The organism is Thermosulfuriphilus sp. (genome assembly GCF_054026695.1).
Window position 1 is genome coordinate 1 of record NZ_JBPMLP010000029.1, and the last position, 23,974, is coordinate 23,974.

Here is a 23,974-nt window from a genome sequence, read left to right on the forward strand (position 1 = left end):
AGGAGTACCGAGGCTTCGGTAAGGGACATTATCGTTGGTATCAGAGGGCCGTGGACTCGGGGATAAGGATTATCCGGGCCGAAGAGCTCGGACTCAGTGAGGAATCAAACTACGACCTGGTGGTTGACTACCGCCTAGGAAGCCGAAGGGAGTTCTTTAAGGCCGGCTTGGTTATCCTTGGTCACTGGTCAGAGGCCCCCCAGCCAAATGGATCACCTCTCAAAGATCTGTGGCCTTAAAGCAGATAGTCATGGCTTTTGTTGGACCGAGCCCTTTTCGGCCGGAAGGACCAACGTCCCCGGAATATTTGCTGTAGGTGAGTTTACTGGCCCCAAGGGAAATCCAGAAACAGTCTGGGAGGCCTATGGAGTAGCCAGCGAAATTCTAGAGTTTCTGGGCAAACCCAACCTAAAGCCCCCAACACCACCCAAGCTACGACCGGTGGATCAAGAACCTCCCAAGACGGGGGTGTTCATCTGTTCTTGTTTTGGAGAATTCGAAAAATCCCTTGATCTGAAGGCCTTAACCGAAAAGGTAAGCAGACTCCCGGGGGTCTTTCATGCCGAGCTCATTAGGGCCTGTTGTACTCCACCAACCATGCAGGAAACGGCTAGCCGGATCAAAGAGGCTGGGATCAATAGGGTGGTTTTGGCCGTCTGTACCCCTCTGCAAAAACTGCTCAAGTTTCGCAAGACAGCAATGATGGCTGGCCTCTCTCCTCCTAGAAATTGTTCGTCTGAGAGAAGATGTCATCCGGGTCCATAAGGATCGGGACAAAATGGTCGAAAAGGCCCTGGCCCTCATTGCCTCAGCTGTCGAGAAGGTTCGCCATAGCCGAGTCGAGCCAGTACCAACAGAGACCTTTAAAGAGGAAGCCCTGATTATTGGTGGAGGACCGGCAGGGATGACGGCAGCCATCACTATTGCTGACCGAGGCTTTCCGGTCACTTTGGTCGAAAAAGAAGAAGTCCTCGGAGGTCTGGCCCGGGAGCTCTCTGTTGACCTTGAAGGAAATGATTTGGCTACTTTTGTCAAAAACTTGGCCAAAAGGGTGGAAAACCATCCCCGAATCAACCTTCTAAGGGGAGCCAGGATAGATGACATTCGGGGCTATGCTGGTCATTTTAAGGCCGAAATAATCCAGAAAGGTCAAAAAATTCTTGTCTCAGCAGGGGTAGTCATTGTCGCCACTGGAGCTAGGCCCTTTGATCCCCAAGGGTCCTTCGGCCACGGAAAAGACCCTCGAATAATGACCCAGAGGGAGTTAGAGTTGGCTCTGAGGCAAGATCGCTTCTCGGCCCAATCAGTAGTTATGACCAGTGTGTGGGTTCAAGAAACAAAAGCCGTCCATTTTGTTCCCGCTTCTGTTGTTCTCAGGCCTTGAAGAACGCCTTTGAACTTCAAAAAAAGGGATCTTCTGTGACTATAGTCTTCCGGGATCTCAATACCTATGGCTTTAAGGAAGATTATGCCCGTATGGCTAGGGAGGCCGGAATCAGATTCATCCGTTTCTCCGAAAAACGCTACCCTCGAGTAGAAGCAGACAAAGAGGGGCTCAAGGTCAGGGTTTTTGATGTTGTCGAAGAGAAGGAAAGGATCATCTCCGCCCAGGCAGTAATCCTCTCTGTGGGAGTTGAGCCTCCTAGGGAAGAAAATCAACGTCTGGCCAGACTTCTTGGATATTCTCTGGACAAAGAGGGGTTCTTTGAAACAGAGACCAATGTTTGTCCTTTTGAAGAAGCTATTAAGCAATTGATGAAGCCTTTTGAACTGGCCTCAAACGGAATCTTTCCTGTAGGGCTAGCCCACTCTCCCCGTGCTGTGGTCGAGTCCGTACTTACAGCCAAAGATGCTGCTGGTCGAGCCTTGGTAGTCCTTCCCAAAAAGAAGCTTCCTCCCCCAAACGCTGTCTTTGTCTCCGAGGTACACTCAGCCAAATGTGTAGGTTGTGGTCTTTGTGTAAAGGTCTGCCCCTACCAAGCTAGGGAGATAGATTCAGAGGAAAAAATAGCCCGAGTAAGACCTTTTCTTTGTGATTCCTGTGGGGCCTGTCTGGCGGCCTGTCCTTCTGAGGCTGCCTATATCCGAGATGCCCGCGGTGAACAGATGATTCCGGCTATCGACGCCATTTTGGAATGAGGTGGGCCATGAAAAAGGAAGAGTTTACTCCCATGATCGTCTATGGACTTTGTAATTGGTGTGGTTCTGGAGGATCAGAAACCGCCGGGGCCTTCAGGCTCAAATACCCGGAAAACGTTCGGACGTTTCGGGTAATGTGCACTGGAGCTCTGGATCCCGTCTATATACTCAGAGCCCTTATCGAGGGGGCCGATGGCTTTGTCATCAGTGGCTGCCATCCGGGAGATTGTCATTATAACCAGGGCAATTTCCGGGGGCGTCGCCGAATTGCTCTCTTGAAGACTATCTTTGAAACCCTAGGGCTTTCTGGCGACCGAATTTGGCTCCGTTGGGTAGCCCACGGAGAGGGAAAAAGACTGGCGGATACAGCGGGAGAATTCAGCCAACATATCGCCCAAAAAGGCCCAAATCCTTTAAGGCTCAGGTGGGATACCTAAATGAAGGAGGAGACAGATGTCGGGAGCGGTTATCGAGGCCGACCTGAATAAGGCCGGACGAAGACTTTTGAGCTTACTCCTGGAGGCCGGACTGGTAAAGGGTGTTATCAGCCATCAGGCCCTGGGATCGGACCATTCTTTCGTACCCATCCTGACCCGGGACAAAGAAAAGATCTCTCAAAGCTATCCTGTACCTCCCACTATGCCTATGCAAATGGCCCGGGTTATTTCTCGAATGACACTAAAGGGCCCACTTAGGGAACGGATTGCTGTGATTTTGCGGCCTTGTGAGATGGCTGCCTTGGTAGAGCTCGTCAAGCTAAAACAAGCCCATCTCCAGAACGTCCTAACCATAAGTCTCGACTGTCCAGGGGTTATTACCCTTAGGGCCTGGAGGACTAGAGACCGAAGGGTCCTCTGGCAAACTCTGGAGAGAATCCAACCCCGAGCCCCTGAGGTCCTTCGGTCTCTTTGTCAGATCTGCTCTCGATTTACCAGCCAAATTTCGGATCTCACTTTGGCCACCATCGGGGTTCCGGATAATCAGGTGGCCCTATTAGCCAATTCCCTGAGGGGTGAGGAGATCCTTAAGGCCCTAGAATTCCAGACCGAGGAGATCTCCGGACGCCAAGGTTCCCTTGAGCTCTTCTTAAAAGAGAGAAGGAATCAACGAGAAAGGGCCCAGGAGATATTCTCCCGGAAAATCTCCGGGGTAGATGGGCTTCTAGATAGTCTTTCCTCTTGTATTAACTGCCGCAACTGTATGCGAGTCTGTCTGATATGCTTTTGTCGGGAATGTTTTTTTGATTCCGAAGCCTTTAGATCCCCAGCTGATAATTATCTGCGTCGAGCCCAACGCAAAGGCGGGCTCAGACTTCCTCCCGATATGCTTCTCTTTCATCTCGGACGCATGAACCATATCGGCCTCTCCTGTGTTTCCTGCGGGATGTGTGAGGACGCTTGCCCGGCAGGAATTCCCATCTCTAGGATCTTTTCCTTGATAGCCCAAATGGGGCAAGAGCTTTTCAGCTACCAGCCCGGTCGGCTCCTAGACGAACCTCTTCCTCTAACTACCTATCAGGAGGAAGAACTCGAGGACTTTGAGGCTCCCTATCGGGAAACTTGGTCTCCTAAGCTCTGAAGGCCCTTCTTCTTAGGTGGGCGGCCCGGATTTGAGCCGCATCCTGACAGAGCCGAATAAAGCTCCTCCAAGGATCCTTCCGGTAGTTGAATTCTGCAAGCCATTTAAAAAGAGGACTGCCCTCGGCCTCTGAGGAGCGGACCTCTTCGGGAGCCGGGCTCTGGTCACTTCCCTGGACAAACATCCTTAGAGCAGCCACATTGAGATCCGCATCCACCAAAACCAAATTGGCCCCATAGATAGGAAGAAGCTCTAGGCGATCGACTACCCAGCCCCCGGTATTGTAGATCTTCGTCCAACCAAGGTAGGGATCGATCTTCTCTGGACGCAAAAAGGGCTTGTGGGTGTGACCAAAGACGAAGGTCATCTCCAGCGACGAGGCCTCAAGGCCTGATTCTTTTTGTATCTGCTGAGCCACGGGACCAGCCAGATAGGCTGAAAGATTTCGAGAAAGTCTTGAACTAAGGATTCTCTGTTCCCGATGGCGCTCCTGACCAACTCCCCCTCTGATTAGGGCCTCAAGGATGACTTGAACTGTCTTCTTCTCCAGTATCTCCCCCGGAATATAAGGAATATCGATCTCCTGGGCCACCGCCTGCGCCACATGATCAATAAGATCTTTAAGGGTCTCAAGAGCCTGAAGTTTTTCGTAGATGGTCTCCATCCTCTGGCCGGCCTCTCCAGAGCGCCCCATAGTGGACCAGAAAAAGTCAATCCAAGCAAAGTTCTCCGCCTCTATCTGGTCTATATTCATCTGGGAGTAAATCTCGGAGATGATCTGTTCAAGGCGAGGAATTTTTCCCGAAGCAGGAAAGAGAATCTTTTTCAGAATGCTCATCAACAGATAGATAGGCTCTATGAGATGGCCATGGTGAAAGCAGACAATCCTTCGGCCCTTGGAATCAAGAAGGGCAAAATTGGGATAGGCTACCTTGAGGCTCAGATCCTTAAGGGACTCAAAGCGACGGATAAGGGCCTCAAGGAAGACCGGCCTTACTAGATGATAAGGCTTTTGAGCCAGCATGCGCGAATGGTGCCAGGGTTGAGGAAGGCTTGGTCCAGGGGAAAGACTTCGGGCTACATAGTCAGCATACTGAACCTCTCGAGCCACCTCCCAGATGTGATGGTCATGGTTGCCTGGCAGATAGATGATCTCCTTGAAAAGCGGCCCATTTTCCACAAAAAAGACTTCCAATAATCTTTCAAAAACCATGGCCGCTTGGTCAAGACTGGAGAGGGCCAGCTCCAGACCATCTCCGAGGATGATAAGGCTCGGGGGTTCATCAGAGGCCTCTACCAACTCCCCTAGGCAGAGCGAAAGGGCCTTTAGGACCGGACTGGGCCTCTGGGGGTCGACCCGATCTTGGCCGGGATAAAGATTGGTAAGGAGGCCATCTTCCTCTCCCAGATGGAGATCAGAAAGACAGATATAACGTAAGGGATATCCGGCCATGGCTTGTCCTCCTTGTCCGGATTATAGAAGACAATAAAACTTAAAAGATGAGAATAAAAGGCTAAAAATTAAAAGGCCTGTCAAAAAGACAGGCCTGAAGGGAGGATTCTTGGCTAACGAGGAAAATCAGGAACTGGATCCACAAATTCCAGATCCTTGGTGATCACAGACAGCGGCTCTATCCCCTTTGAGTTCCCCTTTAAGGAAGCGCTCCAAGACCTGATCGGCATTATCCTGGGGGGCCCCTAGGAGGACCTTAATGCCGGCTTTTTCAAGGAGCTCTAGGGCCCGGGGGCCCATCTGGGAGGCAATGACGTTTGTGACCCGTTGTTCAGCAAGCCATCGAGGAATGACTCCAGGTTCATGGGGTGGAGGTTTGAGGACCTCTTTACCTACTACATGGCCGCCTTCTACATTGTAAAAGGCAAAAAGAGGGGCCTGACCAAAGTGTTCGGAGACCTTGGCACCATCCACAGGAATGGCGATGCGCATAAGGCGGCCTTCTTCCTGATCTTTTTTGATCTGTTGGGTGACGGCAATGACGTTGCGGACCAGATTCTCAAAGGCCTCGGCAGTCTTAGATTCCGGATAGGCAGCAATCATGGGCTTGCCAGCATCCCCAGCAGCCACCACCCGGGGATCCACCGGAATCCGTCCCAAAAAGGGAATACCCAATTCCTTGGCCAGTCGTTCACCACCTCCGATCTTGAAGAGATCAACATCTTTGCCACAGTGAGGGCAGATAAAACCACTCATGTTCTCAACAATCCCTAAAATGGTCATGTTTACGTGGCGGCAGAAGCTGATAGACTTCTTGACATCAATGAGGGAGACTTCTTGAGGCGTGGTCACAATTACCGCGTAGGCATCGGGGATGGTCTTGGCCACGGTCATGGGTTCATCTCCCGTGCCAGGGGGGGCATCGATGACCAAATAGTCAAGATCACCCCAATCAATATCGTAAATAAACTGTCTGATGGCCGAGATCTTCATAGGCCCCCGCCAGATAACGGCGGCATCTTCGCGAGGCAAAAGGGGCTCAATGGAGATAAATTTGAGATTAGGCGAATAGACAATAGGACCTAAGGAACCATCGGGACGACGTTGAAGCTTACCCTTACGTAGGCCCAGCATCTTGGGAACATTTGGCCCATGAAGGTCAACGTCAAGGAGCCCGACATGAAAATCCTGAAGAGAGAGCCCAATGGCCAGATTGACGGCAACTGTACTCTTGCCTACCCCCCCTTTACCACTAAGGACAAGGAGCTTGTTCTCTATCCTGGCTAGGCGCTCCTTGATCTTTTTGTCCTGCTGTTCGAGGATAAGACTGCCGGCGGCAGATTTTGTTTCTTCAGCCATTATTGCCCTCCTAAATATTTTTAGCAAAGGTTTCTAAAAACCAGAAGAAGAAACTACCAGCTCTGGCCAGCAACTTCAATCAATCGTTGCCAGAACTCTATGAGGGCCTGGGAGGCTGGCCCGTTAGAGAAATGCGGCAAAGGTTTTCCTGCCATAATGGCCCGAGGGACATCTTCATCATAAGGTATTTTGCCCAGAATCCCAACCTGGAAAGAGGTGGCGGCAGAGATGATCCTCTGACAGCCTTCAAGTTCCAGATCATACTTGTTGATCACTATCCAGGTTGGGATATTAAAGTGTTTGGTCAGATGGAGGATCCGCCGAAGGTCATGTTCTGCAGCCACTGTAGGCTCGGTAACCACGACTGCTACCGAGGCCCCGGAGATTGAGGCAATCACCGGGCAGCCTACCCCCGGGGCCCCATCAATAAAAATAAATCGACTTCCAGCCTCTTCGGCCAAGCGACGGGCCTCTTTTTTGACTTGAGTTACCAGTTTGCCAGAGTTCTCCTTTCCTGGAAAAAGTCGGGCGTGGACCAAGGGACCATAAGGGGTTTGGCTAATAAAGAGTTCACCGGCTCTAGCCGGCAACATTTCTATGGCTTGCTCCGGACAAAACCAGGCACAAACTCCACAGCCTTCACAGGAAAGGGCATCTATAGAGAAGTCTTGGGGGTCTATGGCCCCAAAACGACAGAGTTCATAACAACGGCCGCAGCGGATACATAGGTCTCCTTCCTTAAGGGGCTCTTCTCCTGAGGCAAAGGTCTCCTGATGGCGGACCTGAGCCTCAAGAACCAGGGGAAGGTTTGAGGCATCGACATCACAATCTGCAAGAATCTTCTCCTCAGCCAAGGCAGCTAAAGCAGCCACAAGGCTCGTCTTTCCCGTCCCCCCTTTGCCACTAATGACTACAATCTCTTTCATCGGCTCCTCCGTAAAATGGCCTCCAGCACCATTTTAAGAGGCCGGGTCAGGTCTGGCCGAATCTTAAGCAGAGGAATCCCTTGGGCACAGGCACTGGCTATCTCTCGATCGTGGGGGATCTCCAGAAGAATGGGGATCTCTCTGGCCTGGAGATATTGCCTGACAGAGAGATCTCCAAGACCAGCCCGGTTGATGATCACTCCAGCAGGAATTCCCATCAGGGCCACAGTCTCAAGGGCCGCTTTAAGGTCGTGGTGACCAAAAGGGGTGTCTTCAGCCACTAGAAGACAAAAATCGGCCCCTTTCAGAGCTGAAATGGCGGCACAGGCCGTCCCTGGAGGACAATCAACAATGTTTAGGGCCTGAGGATCGATCATCTCTTTGATGGCCCGAATAAGGGGAGAGGCCATGGCCTCTCCTACCCTTAGACGCCCTTGGACAAAACTCATCTCTCCGGACAGCCCCGTCTCCACCAAACCAAGCTCCCTTTTGCCCTCCCGGAGGGCCATCTCGGGACAGACGAGTACACAGCCCAGACACCCATGACACATCTAAGGGAAGGAAAGAATGGTCTGACCGATCACTGTAATGGCTGAAAAACGGCAGATCTCTCGACACTGCCCACAATAAGTACAACGAGATTCGTCGATCTCCGGCACTGGAAGATATACCTTGAAGGTCTTTTCAATCTTGGGCCTCAAAAAAAGATGGCTATTAGGACCCTCTACATCGGCGTCCAAAAAGCGAACCGGCCCCTCAGAGACCTGGGCTAAGGCTACAGAAATAGTCGTCTTCCCCGTCCCCCCCTTACCACTGGCCACAGCAATAATCACTCTCCCCTCCCCTAGAAGCTTGACCTTCTGGCTCGGTTATGCATGAATATAATAGATTTTTAAGGATATTATGGCCTCTTAATCCAGCAGCTCAACAGCTTACTGTTTTTGTCACCTCAATTCTAGCCGAGAGTAGGCCCTAGGGTTTGACCTGTCAAGAAGAGGAGAAGCTTTAAAGTGTGGGCCCAAAATCTCTGCCAAGACTGCCTGGCAGGCTTAATCCAGAAGACTATCTCCGTGGCTGACTCTACACCAGAGAAGAAAAGAGAGGCCCTGGAGGCGGCCTTGGCCTATCTGGAAGAACATTTCCGTCTGGAGGAACCCCCTCCCAGAATGGCTGAAAGGCTCCAGAATATCATCAAAAAGATCACCCAAGATGAAGATCCCTTCAAAGGAGTCAAGGTGGAAGAGATCCGGCTAGCCAAGAAGCTGGCCTTCCGCCTCAAGGGTAATTATGGAGAGAGTTTTTCGGATCTCATCGCCTTTGCCAGTCTGGGAAATGCCATTGACTTTTTTCGCAACCCTAAAGAGCTAACTCAAAAGGTCTCCCGGGGGGTCTCTTTCTCCGTTGATCATCGGAACGAAGCCGCCCGGAGACTAAAGGAGGCCAGATTAGTCCTCTATCTGGCCGATAATGCTGGAGAGATCTTCTTTGATTTGCCACTCCTTAAATCCCTCAAAAGAATGGGCAAGGAGATTTTTTTGGCCGTAAAAGAGAGCCCCATTCAGAACGATCTTTCTTTGGCCGATCTAAAACATATCGGCCCTCTACCAGTAAAAGTCATTGCCTCCGGGACCTTTGTCGGTCTGGATCTCAAGCGGGCTACCTTGGAGTTCAAGAGACTTTTCAAAAGGGCAGACTTCATTATCGCCAAAGGGATGGGGCACTTTGAGACTATGGATGAGTTGGCCGAAGCAGACAGGCTACTCTTTATCCTTGAGGCCAAGTGTCTCCCGGTAGCCGAAGCCTTGCAGGCCCCCTTGGGAAGCCAGGTCTGTTGGTTGAAAGGTCTCTAAGGATGTCTTCTTATCGGAGGCTTTTGGACTCTGGTGAGCTCATTCGGCGGGCAGAGGCGGCCCAGAGCCTCCTTTCTCCCTGCCGGCTTTGCCCCCGGATCTGCAAAGTGGATCGGCTCTCTGGTGATATAGGCTTCTGTCGAACGGCCAATCAGGCTATTGTTGCTTCTTTTGGCCCCCATTTTGGTGAGGAGGAACCTCTGGTAGGCTACGGAGGCTCGGGGACGATCTTTTTTGCCTGGTGCAATCTAGGCTGTGTCTTCTGCCAGAACTGGGAGATCAGCCATCTTGGCGAAGGTCAGCCCGTGGGGCCCGAGGAGCTTGCAGAAATAATGTTGAGCCTTGAGGCCCACGGCTGTCATAATATAAATTTTGTGACCCCAAGCCATGTAGTCCCCATGATCCTTGAGGCCTTGGTCATCGCTGCCCAAAGGGGACTCTCTGTTCCTTTGGTATACAACACCGGTGGCTATGACTCTCTAGAGACTTTAAAGCTTCTGGAGGACGTCTTCGACATCTATATGCCCGACTTCAAGTACTGGGATGAAAAGATTGCTCTCAAGTTCTCCCTGGCCCCCCAATATCCCCAAAGGGCTCGAGAGGCTATCAAGGAAATGCACCGTCAGGTCGGAGACCTGGTCCTTGACCACCGGGGCATTGCCGTAAGAGGGCTCCTTATCAGACATCTGGTTCTCCCTGGGGGGCTTGCCGGGAGCAGGGAGATATTTCGTTGGATAGCTAAGGAATTTTCACCCAATACCTATGTTAACATAATGGATCAGTATCGTCCTTGTGGAGAGGCCTTTCGGTATCCACCTTTAAACCGCCGAATAACAGCCGAGGAATATTTAGAGGCCATCCGGGCAGCCGAAGAGGCTGGACTGCGACGGCTGGATTCCCGAGTCAAGGCCCGGATAGCTCGCTGGTTTTAAGGCGGGAGGAAGGCTTGGGGCGGATCTTTGCCATTGGCGATATCCATGGCTGTCTGGATCCCCTCAGAGAGCTTCTGGGACGCCTTCCCATAAACTGGGATGAAGACTTGATGGTCTTTCTGGGAGACTATATAGACCGAGGGCCCCGTCCTCGAGCAGTGGTCGAGGAGATCTTGAGACTCAGGCGAGAACATCCAGGACGGATAATAAATCTGATGGGAAACCACGAGTGGATGTTTCTTCGGTATCTCAAGGGGAAAGATGTGGAAATCTTTCTCTTCAATGGTGGGGAGACAACCCTTGCTGACTACAGTGAGGCTGGTTTTATCCGGATACCCGAAGAGCATCTTAGATTTTTTGAGGAATTAAGACTTTTCTACGAAACAAAAGATTACATCTTTGTCCATGCCGGACTGAGACCCGGAAGGGATCTTAGCCAGCAAGATGCTGAAGATTTGGTCTGGATTCGGGGAGAGTTTATCTGGTCTCAATTTAATTTTGGCAAAAGGGTTATCTTCGGCCACACCCCCTTTGATGACCCCCTGATCATGAACAACAAGATCGGGATTGATACTGGTTGTGTCTATGGCGGCCGACTTACGGCCTTAGTCCTTCCAGAGATTGATTTTTATTATAGTTTTTGCGGAGGGAGGAGACATGGCACCTTATGACGACGAACGAGAAAGGCCCTCTTGGCGAGAAATAGACCGGCGGCGAGACCGAAGTCGGCACACTTCTCGCCATCGAGAACCACTTTCCCGGGTAGAAAGGGCCCTTAAGTCCCCCTGGCTCAAACAAAAATATATGGAGGAGTTAGAGAAGCTGTTCTCTGGCAAAAAGGGGACCAAAGAACACCAGAAGCTCTATGAAGCCATCCATAAAACTTACGGAAGCAATAAATTCCACCGCACAGTGGAGAGGTATATCCAGGAATATGGACTTCCGGAAGACTGGGGCACATTGATCCTTCTGCTTGATCATAAAAAACCAGAGATAGTAAGGCAGGCCCTTGAGGCCTTAAAAGGGCTTTATCCCCAGAAGGGTCTGGTAGAGAAACAGGGCTTCATCAGCAAAGTGAAGATCATCGCCCTCACCGCAGAGGATGATCTTCTTCGGGCCGACGCTGAAACTACCCTTGAAGAGATAAACAGTCTATGAAAGACGACAACATCCTTGAGGCCTTCCGTCAACACTTGGCCCTGGAAAAAGGGCTAGCAGACAACACTATTTGGGCCTATTACTCTGATATTCAGCAGTTCCTGGAATTTCTAAAAGACAAGGAGAAGGAGATCAGAAAGGCAGAGACAGTCGATCTATTGGCCTTTTTGGCCTGGCTGCGGACCCATGGGGCTTCGGCCAGGACGTTAGCCCGAAAGACCTCTAGCCTGCGGACTTTCTTTGGCTATCTCAGGGATGAAGGGCTTGTTTCTGAAGATCCTAGCGAACTTTTGGAAAACCCTCGCCTGCCCCGCAACCTTCCTCAGACCTTAACTCTCAAGGAAACGAAGGCTCTCCTTGAGGCCCCTGATACTAAAGATCCTTTTGGCCTTCGGGACAAAGCAGTCCTTGAACTTCTTTATGCCACCGGGCTTAGAATAAGTGAGGCTGCAAGGCTAAGGCTTTCTTCAGTAAACATGGAGGTAGGATACTTACGCCTTTTTGGGAAAGGCGAACGGGAACGGGTCGTTCCCCTTGGAGAGATTGCTCGAGGCTGGCTTAAAAGATATCTCATGGAAGCCAGGCCTCTCTTTCTAAGAGGCCGGGTTTCAGACTATGTTTTCCTGGGTAGGGGTGGCCGGCCCCTTAGCAGACAACGCCTTTGGCAAATAGTCAAAAGATATGCCCGTCAAGTGGGCATTGAGAAGAAACTAAGTCCTCATGTCCTGCGTCACTCATTTGCCAGCCATCTCCTCCTCGGAGGGGCCGATCTCAGGGCCGTCCAGATGATGCTTGGCCATGCCAGCCTAACTACAACCCAAATCTATACCCACCTTGACAGGGCTCATCTCCTTAAAGTCTTCAGACAGGCACATCCCCGTGGCTAAAAAGATTACTCTGATCACCAGTCATATAAATGCAGATTTCGACGCCCTCTCGGCGATGGTGGCGGCCAAAATCCTCTACAAAGAGGCTGTACTGGCCTTCCCTGGGGCCACGGAAAAGGGCCTTAGGCATTTTGTTCTGGAGGCGGCCTCTTATCTGGTCGAGGTCCGACCAGCCAGAGAGATTAACCTGGATCAGGTGGGTTGCTTGGTAATAGTCGACGTCAATGATCCTGAACGCTTGGGACCTTTTGCTAGCCTTCTTAAACGAAAAGATATCGAGATCCACCTCTATGACCACCATCCAGAGCCTGCCGGGGGAGGGATCCCGGCCCACCGACGGGTCATCAGGCCCTATGGCTCGGCAACTGCCGTTTTAGTGGAGATTATCCGAGATCGAGGTATCCGTCTTAGCAAAGACGAGGCAACCATTATCGCCCTGGGAATATACGAAGACACAGGCTCTTTTACCTATCCTTCGACCACCCCGGCTGACCTTATGGCAGCCGCTTGGCTCCTTGAACAAGGGGCTGATCTTAACACCGTAGGTCAGGTTGTCCGCCAGGATCTTTCGGCCGAACAGGTCGACCTCCTCAATCAGCTTCTGGATTCTGCCGTTCGGTTCAACATCCAGGGAATAGAGATCGTCTTGGCCAAGGCCAAAAGTTCCCGCTATATTGATGAATTTGCTGTTGTGGCCCAAAAATTTATGGACATCGAGGACATACCTGTCGTTTTTGCCCTGGCTCAGATGAACGGCCGAATTTATGTAGTCGGCCGGAGTCGTCTGGATCAGGTCAATGTGGCCGAGATCTTGACCCCTTTAGGGGGTGGCGGGCATCCTCAGGCCGCTGCCGCCAGTGTCAAAGGAATGACAATCCTTGAAGTAGAAGAGGCCATCGTCAATCGCCTAAGCGAGGTTATCCGTCCCCCGGTAAGGGCCAAAGATCTTATGAGTGCTCCGGCCATCACCATAGAGGCCTCAACGACCATCGAAGAGGCCCATCGGCGTTTTACTGAAACCGGAGCCGCGGTTTTTCCTGTCCTCAAGGAAGGCCAAGTCTATGGCCTTATCAGCCGGGAGGTGGTTGAGAAGGCTCTTTATCATCATTTTGAAGAAAGCCTAGTCTCAGACTTTATGACCAAAGAGTTTGAGGTCCTTTCCCCCGAAGATCCCCTTTCCCGAATAATGGAAATCATCGTCAGTCAGCGGCAGCGTTTGGCTCCCGTACTAAAAGACGGCTACTTAATCGGGGTCGTCACCCGTACTGACCTCCTCAATTATCTGGCCCAAGAAAAGGAGAGACGCCCGGAAAAACTCCTTCCAGAGCGACGCCGGGAACGCGATCTTCGCAAAGCTTTAGAAAAAGGGCTCCCAGGGTGGCTGATCAGCCTCTTGAAGATGGCCGGCGAAGTGGCTGAGGATTTAGGATACAATGCCTATGTGGTCGGTGGTTTTGTTCGTGATCTCCTCCTTGGAGAGAAGAATTTAGATGTTGATATAGTAATTGAAGGCGATGGGACCATTTTTGCTAAAAGGCTTGCTGGACGTCTCTCCGGACGGGTATCGATTCATGAAAAATTCAAAACAGCTGTGATCACCCTACCCTCTGGCTTTAAGATAGACGTAGCCACAGCCCGCTGGGAATATTACGCCTACCCGGCGGCCCTTCCCACCGTAGAGCTCTCATCCCTCAAGCTTGATCTTTTCCGGCGGGACTTCACTATCAACACCCTAGCTATCAAGCTAAACCCCAATGGGTTCGGACAGCTGGTGGACTTCTTTGGAGGACTAAGGGACCTTAAGGATGGGGTCATCCAAGTCCTTCATAGCCTTTCCTTTATCGAAGATCCCACTCGGATCTTCCGGGCCATCCGTTTTGCAACCCGCTATGGCTTTCGTATTGGCCGCCACACCTTAGACCTCCTAAGAGGGGCTGTCAGGCTCCATCTCATCGACCGCCTCTCGGGCCGGAGACTCCTAAACGAATTGCGCCATATTCTTTCTGAACGCGACCCCCTGCCAGCTATAAAACAGATGGCCGAGCTGGAACTGCTCCCTTTTATTCACCAAAATCTAAATCTCACCGAAAAAGGCGAAGAACTCATTAAGGAAATCGAAGCCAGTCTTTCCTGGTACAGGCTTCAGTTTGCCGAGGAGGCCCCTCAAGCTTGGCTGGTCTATCTATTAGGCCTCCTTGATCCTCTTGACCAGAAACAATTTGCCCAGGCCTTAAAGAGGTTAGAGATTCCGGAACGGAAGATGAGACGATTTACCGAAGAAAGAAACCGGCTCCTCAAGGCCCTCAAAGACCTTGAGAGGGTTTCTCTTATCTCGCGGAGCCAGATATATCGATACCTTGAAGGCCTACTCCCAGAGATGCTGCTCTATGGCTTGGCCAAGGCCCAAAATCCCGCAGTCAAACAAGCTATTGCCCTTTTTTTGCGTGAGCTGAGAAAGGTACGTCTGGAGATAAGCGGCCGTGATCTTAAAGCCTTGGGTCTTCCCGAAGGACCTATCTATCGGGAGATCCTAGAGATCCTGAAAGAGGCCAAGATAGATGGTCTAGTCAAGACTAAAGAAGAGGAACTTGAATTTGCCAAAGGCCTTCTTTTAAAGAGGGCAAAATTAGCAACCGATAAGATGATTAGAGGTTATCCAAGGAAGGAGGCCTGACCATGGATATCAGTAGTGTGGGCGCCAAGATTATTCCGGTTGTTCAGGTCCAGGAGGTCCGCGAGATCTCCGTCAAAGAGCCGCCAGTTCGCCCAGTACCCAAGACAGAGGGGACAAAGGTCGAACGGCGTAGCCCAAACCCGCTGGCCAAAGGAGAGGAAAGGAACCGGGCCAGCGAGGGGGAGGGCCCGGTCAGCGGGCTGGATAAAACACAGTTGGAGCGTCTGGCAGAAAGTATTGAAGAATATCTCCGCCACCTTGATTTCAAGATCGAATTCAGTGTCCATCAAGAGACCGATCAGATCGTGGTCAAGGTGGTAGATCCCAAAACCGGTCAGGTGATAAGGCAGATTCCTCCAGAGGAACTTCTTAAAATCCAGGAAAAGCTTCACGAACTGACCGGCCTCCTTTTTGAGAAGAAGGCCTGATCCACCGGAGTCTTCTTCACTCCTCGCCCCAAGCCTCCTTCCCCGTGCTTCTTTGTCAGGATTTTTTGTATCTTGTGGTATCTTGTGGAATAGAGGGAAAGGTGCTATTGGTTTGATGCTAATGCTAATTATAATTTTTCTTTAATTTATAAGGTTTAGTTCCTTAGAATGGATAAAGAAGCCACAGATCAGAAAATTCGTATTCTGGTCGCTGAAGACGAGCGCTCCATTGGAGAACTTTTAGTCGAGGTGCTCGAAGAAGAAGACCGGGAGCTTGATCTGGTCACCGATGGTCACCAGGCCATCGAGGCCCTTCGTCAAAGACCTTACGATATCCTGATCACTGATCTCAAGATGCCCGGAGCGGATGGAGTTACGGTTATGAAGGAGGGGCGAAAGCTCTATCCTGATCTGGTAGTTATTGTGGTGACGGGATTTGCCTCCCTGGAGACAGCAATCGAGGCCCTCAAACAAGGGGCCTATGACTACATCAAGAAACCCTTCCGTCTGGATGAAATTAAGATTAGTGTTAAGAATGCCTGCGAGAAGGTCACTTTAGAGAGAGAAAACCGCCTACTTCTCCAAAAACTTAAGGAATGCCTCCAAGAGACCCCCCAGGAATCCCTCCCCAAGGAGGCCTATCCTATCCTTTATGGAACGCCTCCCCTTGAGGTCTATGAATCCAAGAGGTCCAAGTTTCTTGAGGAGCTGGAACGTCTCATCAGGCTAAAGCAGGAAGGCTTTCTTGACGAAAAAGAATTCCAGACCCTCAAAAAACACCTCTTGGAGCAACTAGGTTGATAGCGACAGATACCTACCCAAAGAGTCTAGAAAAGGGGCGCCTTCGGATCCTCATTGTGGATGACGAGTCCCATATTCGGGATCTAATTAAGGAATATCTGGCCCGGTTCGAAAACATTGAGACCTTCGAGGCCGCTAACGCCTTCAAGGCCCTTGAAATCGTTCAGACCCAAGAGATAGACGGGGTTATTTTAGATATTTACATGCCGGGCATGGATGGACTTGAGCTTCTTAGACGCCTCAAAAAGATCAACCGTCATCTGGTCATCATCCTGATGACTGGTTATCCATCGTTTGAATGTTTGGTCGAAGCCATTCGTTCCGGAGCCTCAGACTTTTTGCCTAAGCCCTTCAAGCTTGCAGATCTTCAACTAGCCCTGGAGCGGCTCACTAGAGAGCGTAAACTCATCGTCGAAAATCTTAATCTTACTGCTGAACAGGCCGTCCTTCGAGAACTCAACGACCGACTGAAAAAAAAGATACGCGAACAGAGCATTTTATTTAGCATTAGCGAGACCCTGAGTCGGGTCAAAAGTACCCTTGAACTCTATCAAAAGGTGACCAGTCTGGCCCATAGACTGACAGAGGCCGATACGGCCATCTTCTGGATAGCAGACACCGATGAAAAAAAACTGGTGAGTATGGCCGAAGTCGGCGACCAAGAACTACTTGCTCAATATCGGATCCTCTCTCTTACGTCAGACTCTGGGCTGGTTAGGGTCTTCAAAGAGGGACTTCCGGTCATGTATGTCCAGGACTCCCGAAAAAAACTCAACAGCTTCAAGGGTTCATTGATCGCCGTCCCCTTCGCTATCAGGGAAGAACCATTGGGAATCTTGGCTGCGGCCCGCGGAGCAGAAGGCAAGAGTTTCAGCGAAGAAGATCTATTTACTCTCCACCTTCTCGTAGAAAGGGCCTCCTTAAATGTCGAAAACCTGATCCTTTACGAAAGTATACTCCTTAACCTTCACTCAACCTTAAAGGCCTTAGTAACCACTCTAGAGGCTAAGGATCCTTACACTAAGGAACACTCTCAGCGGGTGACGGATTGGGCGGTCAAAATTGCCAAGGAGTTAAAACTTGAAGAAGCCCAGATCGATTCTCTCCGTTTTGCCGCCCAGCTGCATGACATTGGCAAAATTGGTATAAGGGATCACATCCTTATGAAGCCAGGGCGCTTAACCAAAGAAGAATACGAAATCATCAAAAAACATCCGGTAATCGGAGAAGAGATTGTCAGCCATCTGGGACTCCTTCCAGAAGAAAAGGCTATTATCCGACACCATCACGAACGCTGGGATGGTAAGGGCTATCCTGATGGTCTTAAGGAAGAAGAAATCCCCCTTCTTTCCAGGATCTTGGCCGTAGCTGACGCCTTTGATGCCCTCACTTCCACTCGTCCTTATCGACAGGCTATGAGCTATAAGGAAGCCTTAGAAGAGCTTGAACGCAACAAGTGGACCCAGTTTGATGGTCGAGCAGTAGAGGCCTTAATCAGGGTAATCTCCAAGGAGAACGGCCATGAGTAGAGAACCAGAGGAGATTTGGTGTAAGGTTTTAACCGAAAACCTTCGGCCGGCCTTAATGGGCCAGTTGATCCAAGGTTTTATCCACAACCTCTCTGGCCCCCTACAAATCCTCGGTATGCAGCTTGAGTTTTTAGGGCTTTTGCGCCAACAGAAAAACCAACTCCTCCAAAGACTTCTCTCTCAGACCAGTCTGGATCCTCAATCGACCGAAAAGCTCAAGAAAATCCTAGAAGGCGAACAGGAAAGGCTAGCCAATGTGGTCGATCAGATAGAACGGATAAACCAGCTCCTTTCTGCCTTCTCCTTAAAGACTAATCTGGACCGAACCTTCATCGAATTAAATGATTTTGTTCGTGAGGAAATCACCTTTTGGGAGGCCAATCTTTTTTTTAAACATGAAGTCAAAAAGGACCTCCGCCTCCATCCTTCAGGGGTCATGGTCAAAACAGTCTATCCTATTTTAAGAGGAGCCGTTGATCTTGTCCTCAATTGGATCATTGAACATGGCCTCTCAAAGGATGAAACCAAGATCGTCACCTTTGAGACCAGACCCGAGCCATCCCTAGCCATCTCCTATCTGGGACTTTCTCTTCCTCCTATCCTCCCATTTAAGGAGATCATCAAAGAAGGGCGGATAGAGGCTCTTAATTTGGCCCTGGCCCGAGACCTATTCAGTGAACTGGGATCTGTAGAGCTTAAAGGGAATCAGGCAATCTTCCGTTTCCACTGACATGGAGCTTTTTTTCTGGTTGGCCCTTTGGCTGATTCCTGGCCTGGGACCAGTGGGTTTCAAACGCTTGCTGGAAAGGTTTGATTCCCCGGAGAATATCTGGAGTCAGGACGAAAAAGAACTTCGTTCCGTTGGAGTATCCCCGAAGGTGGCCTCAGCTATTGTCCAGAAAAAGACCTGGGCGCGGGCCGAAAAAGAACTCAAGTCCTTAGAACAAAAATCCATAGATTTGATCACCTTTAAAAGTCCCCTTTATCCTCAAACCCTCCTTAACATAAATGACGCCCCACCAGTGCTTTATCTTAAGGGAGTATTTGAACCCAGGGCGGCAATAGCTATCGTCGGTTCCCGAAACCCGAGTTCTTATGGTCTCCAGGTGGCCGAAGAGCTGGCCCAAGGCCTGGCCCGGGAAGGTTTGGTTATCGTCAGCGGAGCAGCCCTAGGCATTGATGCTGCTGCCCACAAAGGTGCCCTTAAGGCTGGGGGAACGACCTGGGCCGTCCTGGGAACCGGCCTCGATGTGCCCTATCCTTGGCGTAACCGAGGCCTTTTAGAGGAAATAAGCTCTCAAGGGGCCATCATTAGCGAATTTCCGCTGGGCACCGGTCCCAGAAGGGAGAACTTCCCCATCCGCAACAGACTTATCAGCGGCCTTAGCCTGGGAGTTGTCGTCGTTGAGGCCGGCCCCAAAAGCGGCTCTTTGATCACGGCCCGCTTGGCCGCTGATCAGGGAAGAGAGGTAATGGCTGTTCCCGGAAGTATTTATTCCTTTAAAAGCCAGGGGACCCATCGACTCTTAAAAGAAGGAGCTACCTTAATAGAATCCGTAGAAGACATCCTCTTTGCTCTGAGAATTGAGACCTCCTTTAAGCCTCCTCCAGCAAAGGACCTTGCTCTCAGCCCTCAGGCCGAATTGGTCTTTGAGGCCCTTGAGCCCTATCCTATGCACCTGGAGGAGCTCGCCCACAAGATTAGACTTGATATTTCTGAAATCGCTGGCATCCTCTTAGAACTTGAGCTTGCCGGCCTGGTAGAGGCTCTTCCCGGACAGCAGTACCAGAGAAGGCCCCAGGCAGTTGTTGGAACTCAGAGGGAATCAGACGGGAAATAACAATGAAAAAGGGATTAGTTATTGTCGAATCTCCCACCAAAGTCAAGACTCTGAAAAAGGTCTTAGGTAAAGACTATGATGTGCGGGCCTCTGTGGGCCATATTAAGGATCTGCCCAAGAGCAGGCTAGGGGTTGACATAGACAATGGATTTACTCCTCAATATGAAATCATTCGCGGCAAAAAGAAGATCATCGAAGAACTTCGCCGGGCCGCCAAGGGGATAGAAGATATCTATTTGGGCCCTGATCCAGACCGAGAAGGAGAGGCTATCGCTTGGCATATTGCCGAGGAGCTCCGCCACAAAAAACGCCGCTTCCATCGTATCCTCCTTTATGAACTTACAGAACGAGGGATAAAAGAGGCCCTAGACAATCCGGTAGAGCTCAATCGCTCCCGCTACGAATCCCAACAGGCCCGAAGGATCCTGGATCGTCTGGTCGGCTACCAGATCTCCCCCCTCCTTTGGGAAAAGGTCAAACGGGGTCTTTCTGCCGGAAGAGTCCAGTCTGTAGCCCTGAGAATCATCTGTGAACGGGAACGGGAGATCCAGGCCTTTGTCCCCGAGGAGTACTGGACGGTATCAGCCCGTCTCTCCGGACAAGCAGGGCAAGCCTTTATGGCCAAGGCCATCAGCCGGGGGGAAGAAAAACTTAAGATCAAAAACGAATCAGAGGCCTTGGCCATCGTTGGAGATCTTGAGGACAAAGAGTTTGTCGTTTCAGAAGTTAAGCGGAAGCAGCGACGTCGCAAACCAGCCCCACCTTTTATCACTAGCACTCTTCAGCAGGAGGCCTACCGAAAACTACGATTTCCAGCCCGAAAGACCATGGTCATTGCCCAACGTCTCTATGAGGGGATCGACCTCGGGCCCCAAGGGCCAGTAGGCCTGATCACCTATATGCGAACGGACTCCACCAGAACCGCACCAGAGGCCATTGCTGAGGTCAGGAGCTTCATCAAGGAGACCTTTGGGGGAAACTACCTCCCGGATCAGCCCCACACCTACAAAAGCCGGGCAGGAGCCCAAGAGGCCCACGAAGCCATAAGACCGACCTCAGTCTACAGGACTCCCGAGCAGGTAGCCCCTTATCTTTCTAAGGAAGAACTAGCCCTTTATGAACTCATCTGGAAGCGTTTTGTCGCCTCCCAGATGGCCCCGGCCCAACTCGAGCAGACCACCATCGAGATTAAGGCCGGCGAATATGGCCTTAGGGCCACGGGAACAGTGATCATCTTCCCAGGCTTCATGAGTCTTTATGTAGAGGCCAAGGATTCCGAAGAGGAGGTCCATCAACTACCGCCAGTCAAAGAGGCAGAGAAATTGGAGCTTCTTGAGCTCATCCCTAAACAGCACTTTACCCAACCTCCTCCTCGATACACAGAGGCCAGCCTTATTAAGGCCCTGGAAGAAAAAGGTATCGGACGGCCAAGCACCTACGCAACGATTATCTCCACCATCAAAGAAAGGAATTATGTTCGACAGGAAAAGAGTCAGCTCCGGCCCACGGAGTTAGGTCTTCTGGTCAACGAACTTCTAGTCTCTCATTTTCCGGACATCATCAACGTGGAGTTTACTGCCCGCATGGAAGAGGCCCTCGACAGGATTGAAGAAGGCGAGGCCAGCCGTCTTGAGGTCCTTAAGAAATTCTATGAGACCTTTGCTAAAGAATTAGAAACAGCCCAGAAAAAAATGGCCTCCATCAAAAAGAAAGGCCTTGCCACCGATGTCAACTGTCCCTCCTGTGGCTCGCCTATGGTGATCAGAATAGGCCGGGCTGGAGAATTTCTCGTCTGCAGTCGCTATCCAGAATGTCAGACCAGCCGAGACTTCACCAGGGACGACCGCGGACAGATCAAGATCATTGAGCCAGAAGAAAAGGAGGTCGGAGTATGCGAGAAATGCGGACGCCCCATGGTGATCAAACGAAGCCGTTTTGGAGAATTCCTGGCCTGTTCCGGCTATCCGGAATGCAAAAACGTCCGGCCCATCTCTACTGGTGTCCCCTGTCCAGAGCCCGGTTGTACCGGAGAGCTAGTCAAAAGAAGGACCCGACGGGGGAAAATCTTCTACTCTTGTAGTCGTTATCCAGACTGTCGTTATGCCCTCTGGGATGAACCAGTGGCCAAAAGCTGCCCTTCCTGCCAAGCTCCTCTTATGGTTATCAAAAGATCAAAAAGAGAAGGCCTTTATCTTAAGTGCCTCAACAAGGAATGTGGCCACCGTGAGCCTTATGAGGAACCCGATACCGGTTCAGAAGGGGCCGGGGCTTCATCATAGCTGACTTCAAGGATCTCAACTTCAAACTGGAGATCTTTGCCGGCCAAAGGATGATTAAAATCAACAACAGCGTAATTATCTGCCAGCTGACGGACCAGGGCTGGCCGGATTACCCAGTATTCATCCGCCAGACGGACCACCTCTCCAGGGGCTACCCCACCAGGAAGACGTTCCCGAGAGACTGCTATCAGTTTTGATGGATCGTAACGGCCGTAGTGATGTTCCGGAGGGACGGTTATCCGCCGCCGTTCGCCAACCTTGGCCCCAATAAGGGCCTCCTCAACATAGGGCATAAACTTACCTTGTCCACAGATAAAAGTTACCGGCTGGGAGGAGGCATCAACCACCTTACCCGAGGCCCATACCCTATAGGAGATAACCACCCGGACCCCTCTGTTCACCGTTGGCTTGTCCATCAGTGATCCGTCTTCTTGAGAATCGGGACTTTGAGAAACTCAACCCCTTCCTGTTTAAGGACCTTTTCTTCCTCTTCTGTGGCCACCCCGCGGATATTCCTCGGCTCTTCTACTCCGTAATGAATCTTAAGGGCCTCTTCAGCAAAACGTGACCCAACATCCTCAAAGTTTTCCTCTACATAACGACTGACTTTAATAAGAAGGTTAATAAAAAGGGCCTGAGAGTTTTGGGGTTGATCTTCAGATCTGTTCTTTTTTATGGCCACCCTAGAGAAAACCTTCCGCACCTTGTGGCTTCCACAGATAGGACAGTTAACAAGCCCCTTAGCCATCTGTTCTTCATACGAGGCCCGATCCGCAAACCAGCCTTCAAAGGTGTGATCATTCTCACAGGAAAGATCAAAGACAATCATTAGGAAAAGAATAATATGAGCCCCTCAGGCTTTCAAGCAGAGGCCGTGTCAACCAAATCTTTGACCGGTTCTTCTAGGCGGGCCCTGATAAGCTGGAGAAATTCCTCAACATTGAACGGTTTGTAAATTATCGGGGCTCCAAGGCTAGATTCATCAGTACGATTATAGCCGGTAATAAAGACAACCTTCACTCCAGGATCAATCTTCCGAAGACGCTCCCAAGTCTCCTCTCCCCCCATCTCTGGCATGATCAGATCGAGAATAACGAGATCTATCTCTTGCTTGAAGGCCTGATAGAGATTTAGAGCCTCATAGCCATCTTTGGCCAAAAAGACCCTGTAGCCATAACGGGAAAGGATTTCATGGGCCAAGTGACGAATCAGTTCTTCGTCATCTACCACCAGAATTCCTTCCTGACCAGAAAGATTACCTCGAACAAAGTTTGGTTCAGCGGCTCTTTGCTCGACCTCGGCAGCCGGGAAAAACAGATAAAAGGTGGTTCCTCGACCGACGATAGACTCGACGTGAATGTAGCCCCCCGCTCCTCGAACAATCCCGTAAACCATGGCTAGCCCCAGGCCCGTCCCCTTACCAAGGCCTTTGGTGGTAAAGAAAGGATCAAATATCCGGGGAAGGATATCTTCCGGAATGCCACACCCGGTATCGGAAACACTAAGCATCACATAAAGCCCAGGAGCGGCCATCAACTCGGAGAAGGGACCATCTTCGTCTCCGAGCATGATGGTAGAGGTAGAAATCTTCAGCCGTCCTTTTCCATCCATGGCATCTCGGGCATTTACACAGAGGTTCAAAAGGGCCTGTTGTATCTGGGTGGGATCGGCCTTAATGGCGGGAAGGGCTTCGGCGAGGCTCATCTCCAGAACAATAGACTTTTCCATAGTCCCCTTAAGCAGGGCCTCTGTTTCCCGAACAATGTCGTTCAAGTTGACCGGCCCCTCACCGGTAGGTTTAAGATCCCGGCTAAAGGTCAGGATCTGTCTGACCAGGTCTGCGGCCCTCAGACTGGAACGTTCGATTATATCGATAAACTTAAGTGGTTCAGGATCTTTTATCTTCTGGCGCAAAAGGGTCAGATAACCCATAATGCCAGTAAGGATGTTATTAAAATCGTGGGCAATACCCCCGGCAAGGGTCCCCAGGGCCTCAAGCTTTTGGGTGTGTAGCAACCGATCTTCCATCTTCTTCTTCTCAGTAATGTCAGCTACTAAGGCAAAACTGCCTTTAAACTCCCCTTCTTCAAACAAGGGCACACTACTGATGAGGGTGTAGACGTAAGTCTCATCAGGTCTC

At 50.8% G+C, this 23,974-nt stretch carries 26 protein-coding genes; 18 read left to right on the forward strand and 8 right to left on the reverse strand.

The genetic code is table 11. From position 1 onward, the window contains the following. The 6 genes from ACXJJX_RS04615 to ACXJJX_RS04640 form a co-directional block, all read left to right on the forward strand. Window positions 1–239 (forward strand): hypothetical protein (locus ACXJJX_RS04615; protein WP_456432657.1); only part of this gene is annotated, 239 nt, incomplete at its 5' end. Further along, the gene (locus tag ACXJJX_RS04620; RefSeq protein WP_456432659.1) at window positions 208–765 is read left to right on the forward strand and encodes a hypothetical protein; all 558 of its coding nucleotides are present in this window, start codon (window positions 208–210) and stop codon (window positions 763–765) included. The genes ACXJJX_RS04615 and ACXJJX_RS04620, both read left to right, overlap by 32 nt. Window positions 766–778: 13 nt before the next feature. After that, window positions 779–1,384 carry an FAD-dependent oxidoreductase gene (locus ACXJJX_RS04625; RefSeq protein WP_456432661.1) on the forward strand — a complete coding sequence of 202 codons (606 nt, stop codon included), beginning with the start codon at window positions 779–781 and terminating at the stop codon, window positions 1,382–1,384. Between the two features lie 35 nt (window positions 1,385–1,419). Next, window positions 1,420–2,139 carry a 4Fe-4S dicluster domain-containing protein gene (locus ACXJJX_RS04630; protein WP_456432663.1) on the forward strand — a complete coding sequence of 240 codons (720 nt, stop codon included), beginning with the start codon at window positions 1,420–1,422 and terminating at the stop codon, window positions 2,137–2,139. Between the two features lie 8 nt (window positions 2,140–2,147). After that, complete coding sequence (locus tag ACXJJX_RS04635; RefSeq protein WP_456432665.1) at window positions 2,148–2,576, forward strand: hydrogenase iron-sulfur subunit; 429 nt, start codon at window positions 2,148–2,150, stop codon at window positions 2,574–2,576. 16 nt (window positions 2,577–2,592) lie between these two features. After that, a complete protein-coding gene (locus ACXJJX_RS04640; protein WP_456432667.1) occupies window positions 2,593–3,717 on the forward strand; it encodes a 4Fe-4S dicluster domain-containing protein in 1,125 nt (374 codons plus the stop codon). Here the strand turns inward: ACXJJX_RS04640 and ACXJJX_RS04645 are convergent. The 5 genes from ACXJJX_RS04645 to ACXJJX_RS04665 form a co-directional block, all read right to left on the reverse strand. After that, on the reverse strand, window positions 3,707–5,170 hold the full coding sequence (locus ACXJJX_RS04645) for a metallophosphoesterase family protein (protein ID WP_456432669.1): 1,464 nt from the start codon (window positions 5,168–5,170) through the stop codon (window positions 3,707–3,709). The genes ACXJJX_RS04640 and ACXJJX_RS04645 overlap by 11 nt on opposite strands. 126 nt (window positions 5,171–5,296) lie before the next feature. Next, complete coding sequence (locus tag ACXJJX_RS04650; RefSeq protein ID WP_456432671.1) at window positions 5,297–6,529, reverse strand: iron-sulfur cluster carrier protein MrpORP; 1,233 nt, start codon at window positions 6,527–6,529, stop codon at window positions 5,297–5,299. A gap of 53 nt (window positions 6,530–6,582) precedes the next feature. Beyond that, on the reverse strand, window positions 6,583–7,455 hold the full coding sequence (locus ACXJJX_RS04655) for an ATP-binding protein (RefSeq protein ID WP_456432673.1): 873 nt from the start codon (window positions 7,453–7,455) through the stop codon (window positions 6,583–6,585). After that, window positions 7,452–7,928 (reverse strand): P-loop NTPase family protein, encoded by a 477-nt coding sequence (locus ACXJJX_RS04660; protein ID WP_456432675.1) that lies wholly within the window; start codon window positions 7,926–7,928, stop codon window positions 7,452–7,454. The genes ACXJJX_RS04655 and ACXJJX_RS04660 overlap by 4 nt, the downstream gene beginning before the upstream one ends. Before the next feature lie 78 nt (window positions 7,929–8,006). Next, a complete protein-coding gene (locus ACXJJX_RS04665; protein ID WP_456432677.1) occupies window positions 8,007–8,288 on the reverse strand; it encodes a nucleotide-binding protein in 282 nt (93 codons plus the stop codon). A gap of 177 nt (window positions 8,289–8,465) precedes the next feature. On the opposite strand from ACXJJX_RS04665, the gene ACXJJX_RS04670 reads away from it, so the two are divergent. The 12 genes from ACXJJX_RS04670 to topA all read left to right on the forward strand — a co-directional run bounded on the left by ACXJJX_RS04670 (window position 8,466) and on the right by topA (window position 21,834). Continuing rightward, complete coding sequence (locus ACXJJX_RS04670; RefSeq protein WP_456432679.1) at window positions 8,466–9,305, forward strand: damage-control phosphatase ARMT1 family protein; 840 nt, start codon at window positions 8,466–8,468, stop codon at window positions 9,303–9,305. A 2-nt stretch (window positions 9,306–9,307) separates the two neighbouring features. Beyond that, complete coding sequence (locus tag ACXJJX_RS04675; RefSeq protein ID WP_456432681.1) at window positions 9,308–10,237, forward strand: radical SAM protein; 930 nt, start codon at window positions 9,308–9,310, stop codon at window positions 10,235–10,237. A 14-nt stretch (window positions 10,238–10,251) separates the two neighbouring features. Next, the gene (locus ACXJJX_RS04680; protein ID WP_456432683.1) at window positions 10,252–10,908 is read left to right on the forward strand and encodes a metallophosphoesterase; all 657 of its coding nucleotides are present in this window, start codon (window positions 10,252–10,254) and stop codon (window positions 10,906–10,908) included. After that, window positions 10,895–11,395, forward strand: a complete 501-nt coding sequence (locus tag ACXJJX_RS04685; protein ID WP_456432685.1) for a hypothetical protein — start codon at window positions 10,895–10,897, stop codon at window positions 11,393–11,395. Before ACXJJX_RS04680 ends, ACXJJX_RS04685 begins: the two co-directional genes overlap by 14 nt. Continuing rightward, window positions 11,392–12,282, forward strand: a complete 891-nt coding sequence (gene xerD / locus ACXJJX_RS04690; RefSeq protein WP_456432687.1) for a site-specific tyrosine recombinase XerD — start codon at window positions 11,392–11,394, stop codon at window positions 12,280–12,282. The genes ACXJJX_RS04685 and xerD overlap by 4 nt, the downstream gene beginning before the upstream one ends. Then, window positions 12,275–14,956 (forward strand): CBS domain-containing protein, encoded by a 2,682-nt coding sequence (locus ACXJJX_RS04695; protein WP_456432689.1) that lies wholly within the window; start codon window positions 12,275–12,277, stop codon window positions 14,954–14,956. The genes xerD and ACXJJX_RS04695 overlap by 8 nt, the downstream gene beginning before the upstream one ends. Before the next feature lie 2 nt (window positions 14,957–14,958). Beyond that, window positions 14,959–15,384: a flagellar protein FlaG gene (locus ACXJJX_RS04700; protein WP_456432691.1), complete on the forward strand. Its 426-nt coding sequence runs from the start codon at window positions 14,959–14,961 to the stop codon at window positions 15,382–15,384. Between the two features lie 168 nt (window positions 15,385–15,552). Then, complete coding sequence (locus ACXJJX_RS04705; RefSeq protein ID WP_456432693.1) at window positions 15,553–16,185, forward strand: response regulator; 633 nt, start codon at window positions 15,553–15,555, stop codon at window positions 16,183–16,185. Continuing rightward, on the forward strand, window positions 16,182–17,714 hold the full coding sequence (locus tag ACXJJX_RS04710; protein ID WP_456432695.1) for a GAF and HD-GYP domain-containing protein: 1,533 nt from the start codon (window positions 16,182–16,184) through the stop codon (window positions 17,712–17,714). The genes ACXJJX_RS04705 and ACXJJX_RS04710 overlap by 4 nt, the downstream gene beginning before the upstream one ends. Beyond that, a complete protein-coding gene (locus ACXJJX_RS04715; protein WP_456432697.1) occupies window positions 17,707–18,444 on the forward strand; it encodes a hypothetical protein in 738 nt (245 codons plus the stop codon). Before ACXJJX_RS04710 ends, ACXJJX_RS04715 begins: the two co-directional genes overlap by 8 nt. Before the next feature lie 19 nt (window positions 18,445–18,463). Beyond that, the gene (gene dprA, locus ACXJJX_RS04720; RefSeq protein WP_456432699.1) at window positions 18,464–19,555 is read left to right on the forward strand and encodes a DNA-processing protein DprA; all 1,092 of its coding nucleotides are present in this window, start codon (window positions 18,464–18,466) and stop codon (window positions 19,553–19,555) included. A gap of 2 nt (window positions 19,556–19,557) precedes the next feature. Next, a complete protein-coding gene (gene topA, locus ACXJJX_RS04725; protein WP_456432701.1) occupies window positions 19,558–21,834 on the forward strand; it encodes a type I DNA topoisomerase in 2,277 nt (758 codons plus the stop codon). Here the strand turns inward: topA and ACXJJX_RS04730 are convergent. The 3 genes from ACXJJX_RS04730 to ACXJJX_RS04740 all read right to left on the reverse strand — a co-directional run. Next, on the reverse strand, window positions 21,786–22,250 hold the full coding sequence (locus ACXJJX_RS04730; RefSeq protein ID WP_456432703.1) for an FKBP-type peptidyl-prolyl cis-trans isomerase: 465 nt from the start codon (window positions 22,248–22,250) through the stop codon (window positions 21,786–21,788). The genes topA and ACXJJX_RS04730 overlap by 49 nt on opposite strands. Then, window positions 22,250–22,663, reverse strand: a complete 414-nt coding sequence (locus ACXJJX_RS04735) for a DUF1178 family protein (RefSeq protein WP_456432705.1) — start codon at window positions 22,661–22,663, stop codon at window positions 22,250–22,252. The genes ACXJJX_RS04730 and ACXJJX_RS04735 overlap by 1 nt, the downstream gene beginning before the upstream one ends. Before the next feature lie 32 nt (window positions 22,664–22,695). Then, a partial coding sequence (locus ACXJJX_RS04740; protein ID WP_456432707.1) for an ATP-binding protein occupies window positions 22,696–23,974 on the reverse strand: 1,279 nt, incomplete at its 5' end.

What these genes read in the sequence shown, in the direction of transcription:
- ACXJJX_RS04620 (WP_456432659.1), top strand. Translation starts at nt 208, where the DNA reads ATGGATCACCTCTCAAAGATCTGTGGCCTTAAAGCAGATAGTCATGGC.
- ACXJJX_RS04625 (WP_456432661.1), top strand. Translation starts at nt 779, where the DNA reads ATGGTCGAAAAGGCCCTGGCCCTCATTGCCTCAGCTGTCGAGAAGGTT.
- ACXJJX_RS04635 (WP_456432665.1), top strand. Translation starts at nt 2,148, where the DNA reads ATGAAAAAGGAAGAGTTTACTCCCATGATCGTCTATGGACTTTGTAAT.
- ACXJJX_RS04640 (WP_456432667.1), top strand. Translation starts at nt 2,593, where the DNA reads ATGTCGGGAGCGGTTATCGAGGCCGACCTGAATAAGGCCGGACGAAGA.
- ACXJJX_RS04645 (WP_456432669.1), bottom strand. Translation starts at nt 5,170, where the DNA reads ATGGCCGGATATCCCTTACGTTATATCTGTCTTTCTGATCTCCATCTG.
- ACXJJX_RS04650 (WP_456432671.1), bottom strand. Translation starts at nt 6,529, where the DNA reads ATGGCTGAAGAAACAAAATCTGCCGCCGGCAGTCTTATCCTCGAACAG.
- ACXJJX_RS04655 (WP_456432673.1), bottom strand. Translation starts at nt 7,455, where the DNA reads ATGAAAGAGATTGTAGTCATTAGTGGCAAAGGGGGGACGGGAAAGACG.
- ACXJJX_RS04675 (WP_456432681.1), top strand. Translation starts at nt 9,308, where the DNA reads ATGTCTTCTTATCGGAGGCTTTTGGACTCTGGTGAGCTCATTCGGCGG.
- ACXJJX_RS04685 (WP_456432685.1), top strand. Translation starts at nt 10,895, where the DNA reads ATGGCACCTTATGACGACGAACGAGAAAGGCCCTCTTGGCGAGAAATA.
- xerD (WP_456432687.1), top strand. Translation starts at nt 11,392, where the DNA reads ATGAAAGACGACAACATCCTTGAGGCCTTCCGTCAACACTTGGCCCTG.
- ACXJJX_RS04700 (WP_456432691.1), top strand. Translation starts at nt 14,959, where the DNA reads ATGGATATCAGTAGTGTGGGCGCCAAGATTATTCCGGTTGTTCAGGTC.
- ACXJJX_RS04705 (WP_456432693.1), top strand. Translation starts at nt 15,553, where the DNA reads ATGGATAAAGAAGCCACAGATCAGAAAATTCGTATTCTGGTCGCTGAA.
- ACXJJX_RS04715 (WP_456432697.1), top strand. Translation starts at nt 17,707, where the DNA reads ATGAGTAGAGAACCAGAGGAGATTTGGTGTAAGGTTTTAACCGAAAAC.
- topA (WP_456432701.1), top strand. Translation starts at nt 19,558, where the DNA reads ATGAAAAAGGGATTAGTTATTGTCGAATCTCCCACCAAAGTCAAGACT.
- ACXJJX_RS04730 (WP_456432703.1), bottom strand. Translation starts at nt 22,250, where the DNA reads ATGGACAAGCCAACGGTGAACAGAGGGGTCCGGGTGGTTATCTCCTAT.
- ACXJJX_RS04735 (WP_456432705.1), bottom strand. Translation starts at nt 22,663, where the DNA reads ATGATTGTCTTTGATCTTTCCTGTGAGAATGATCACACCTTTGAAGGC.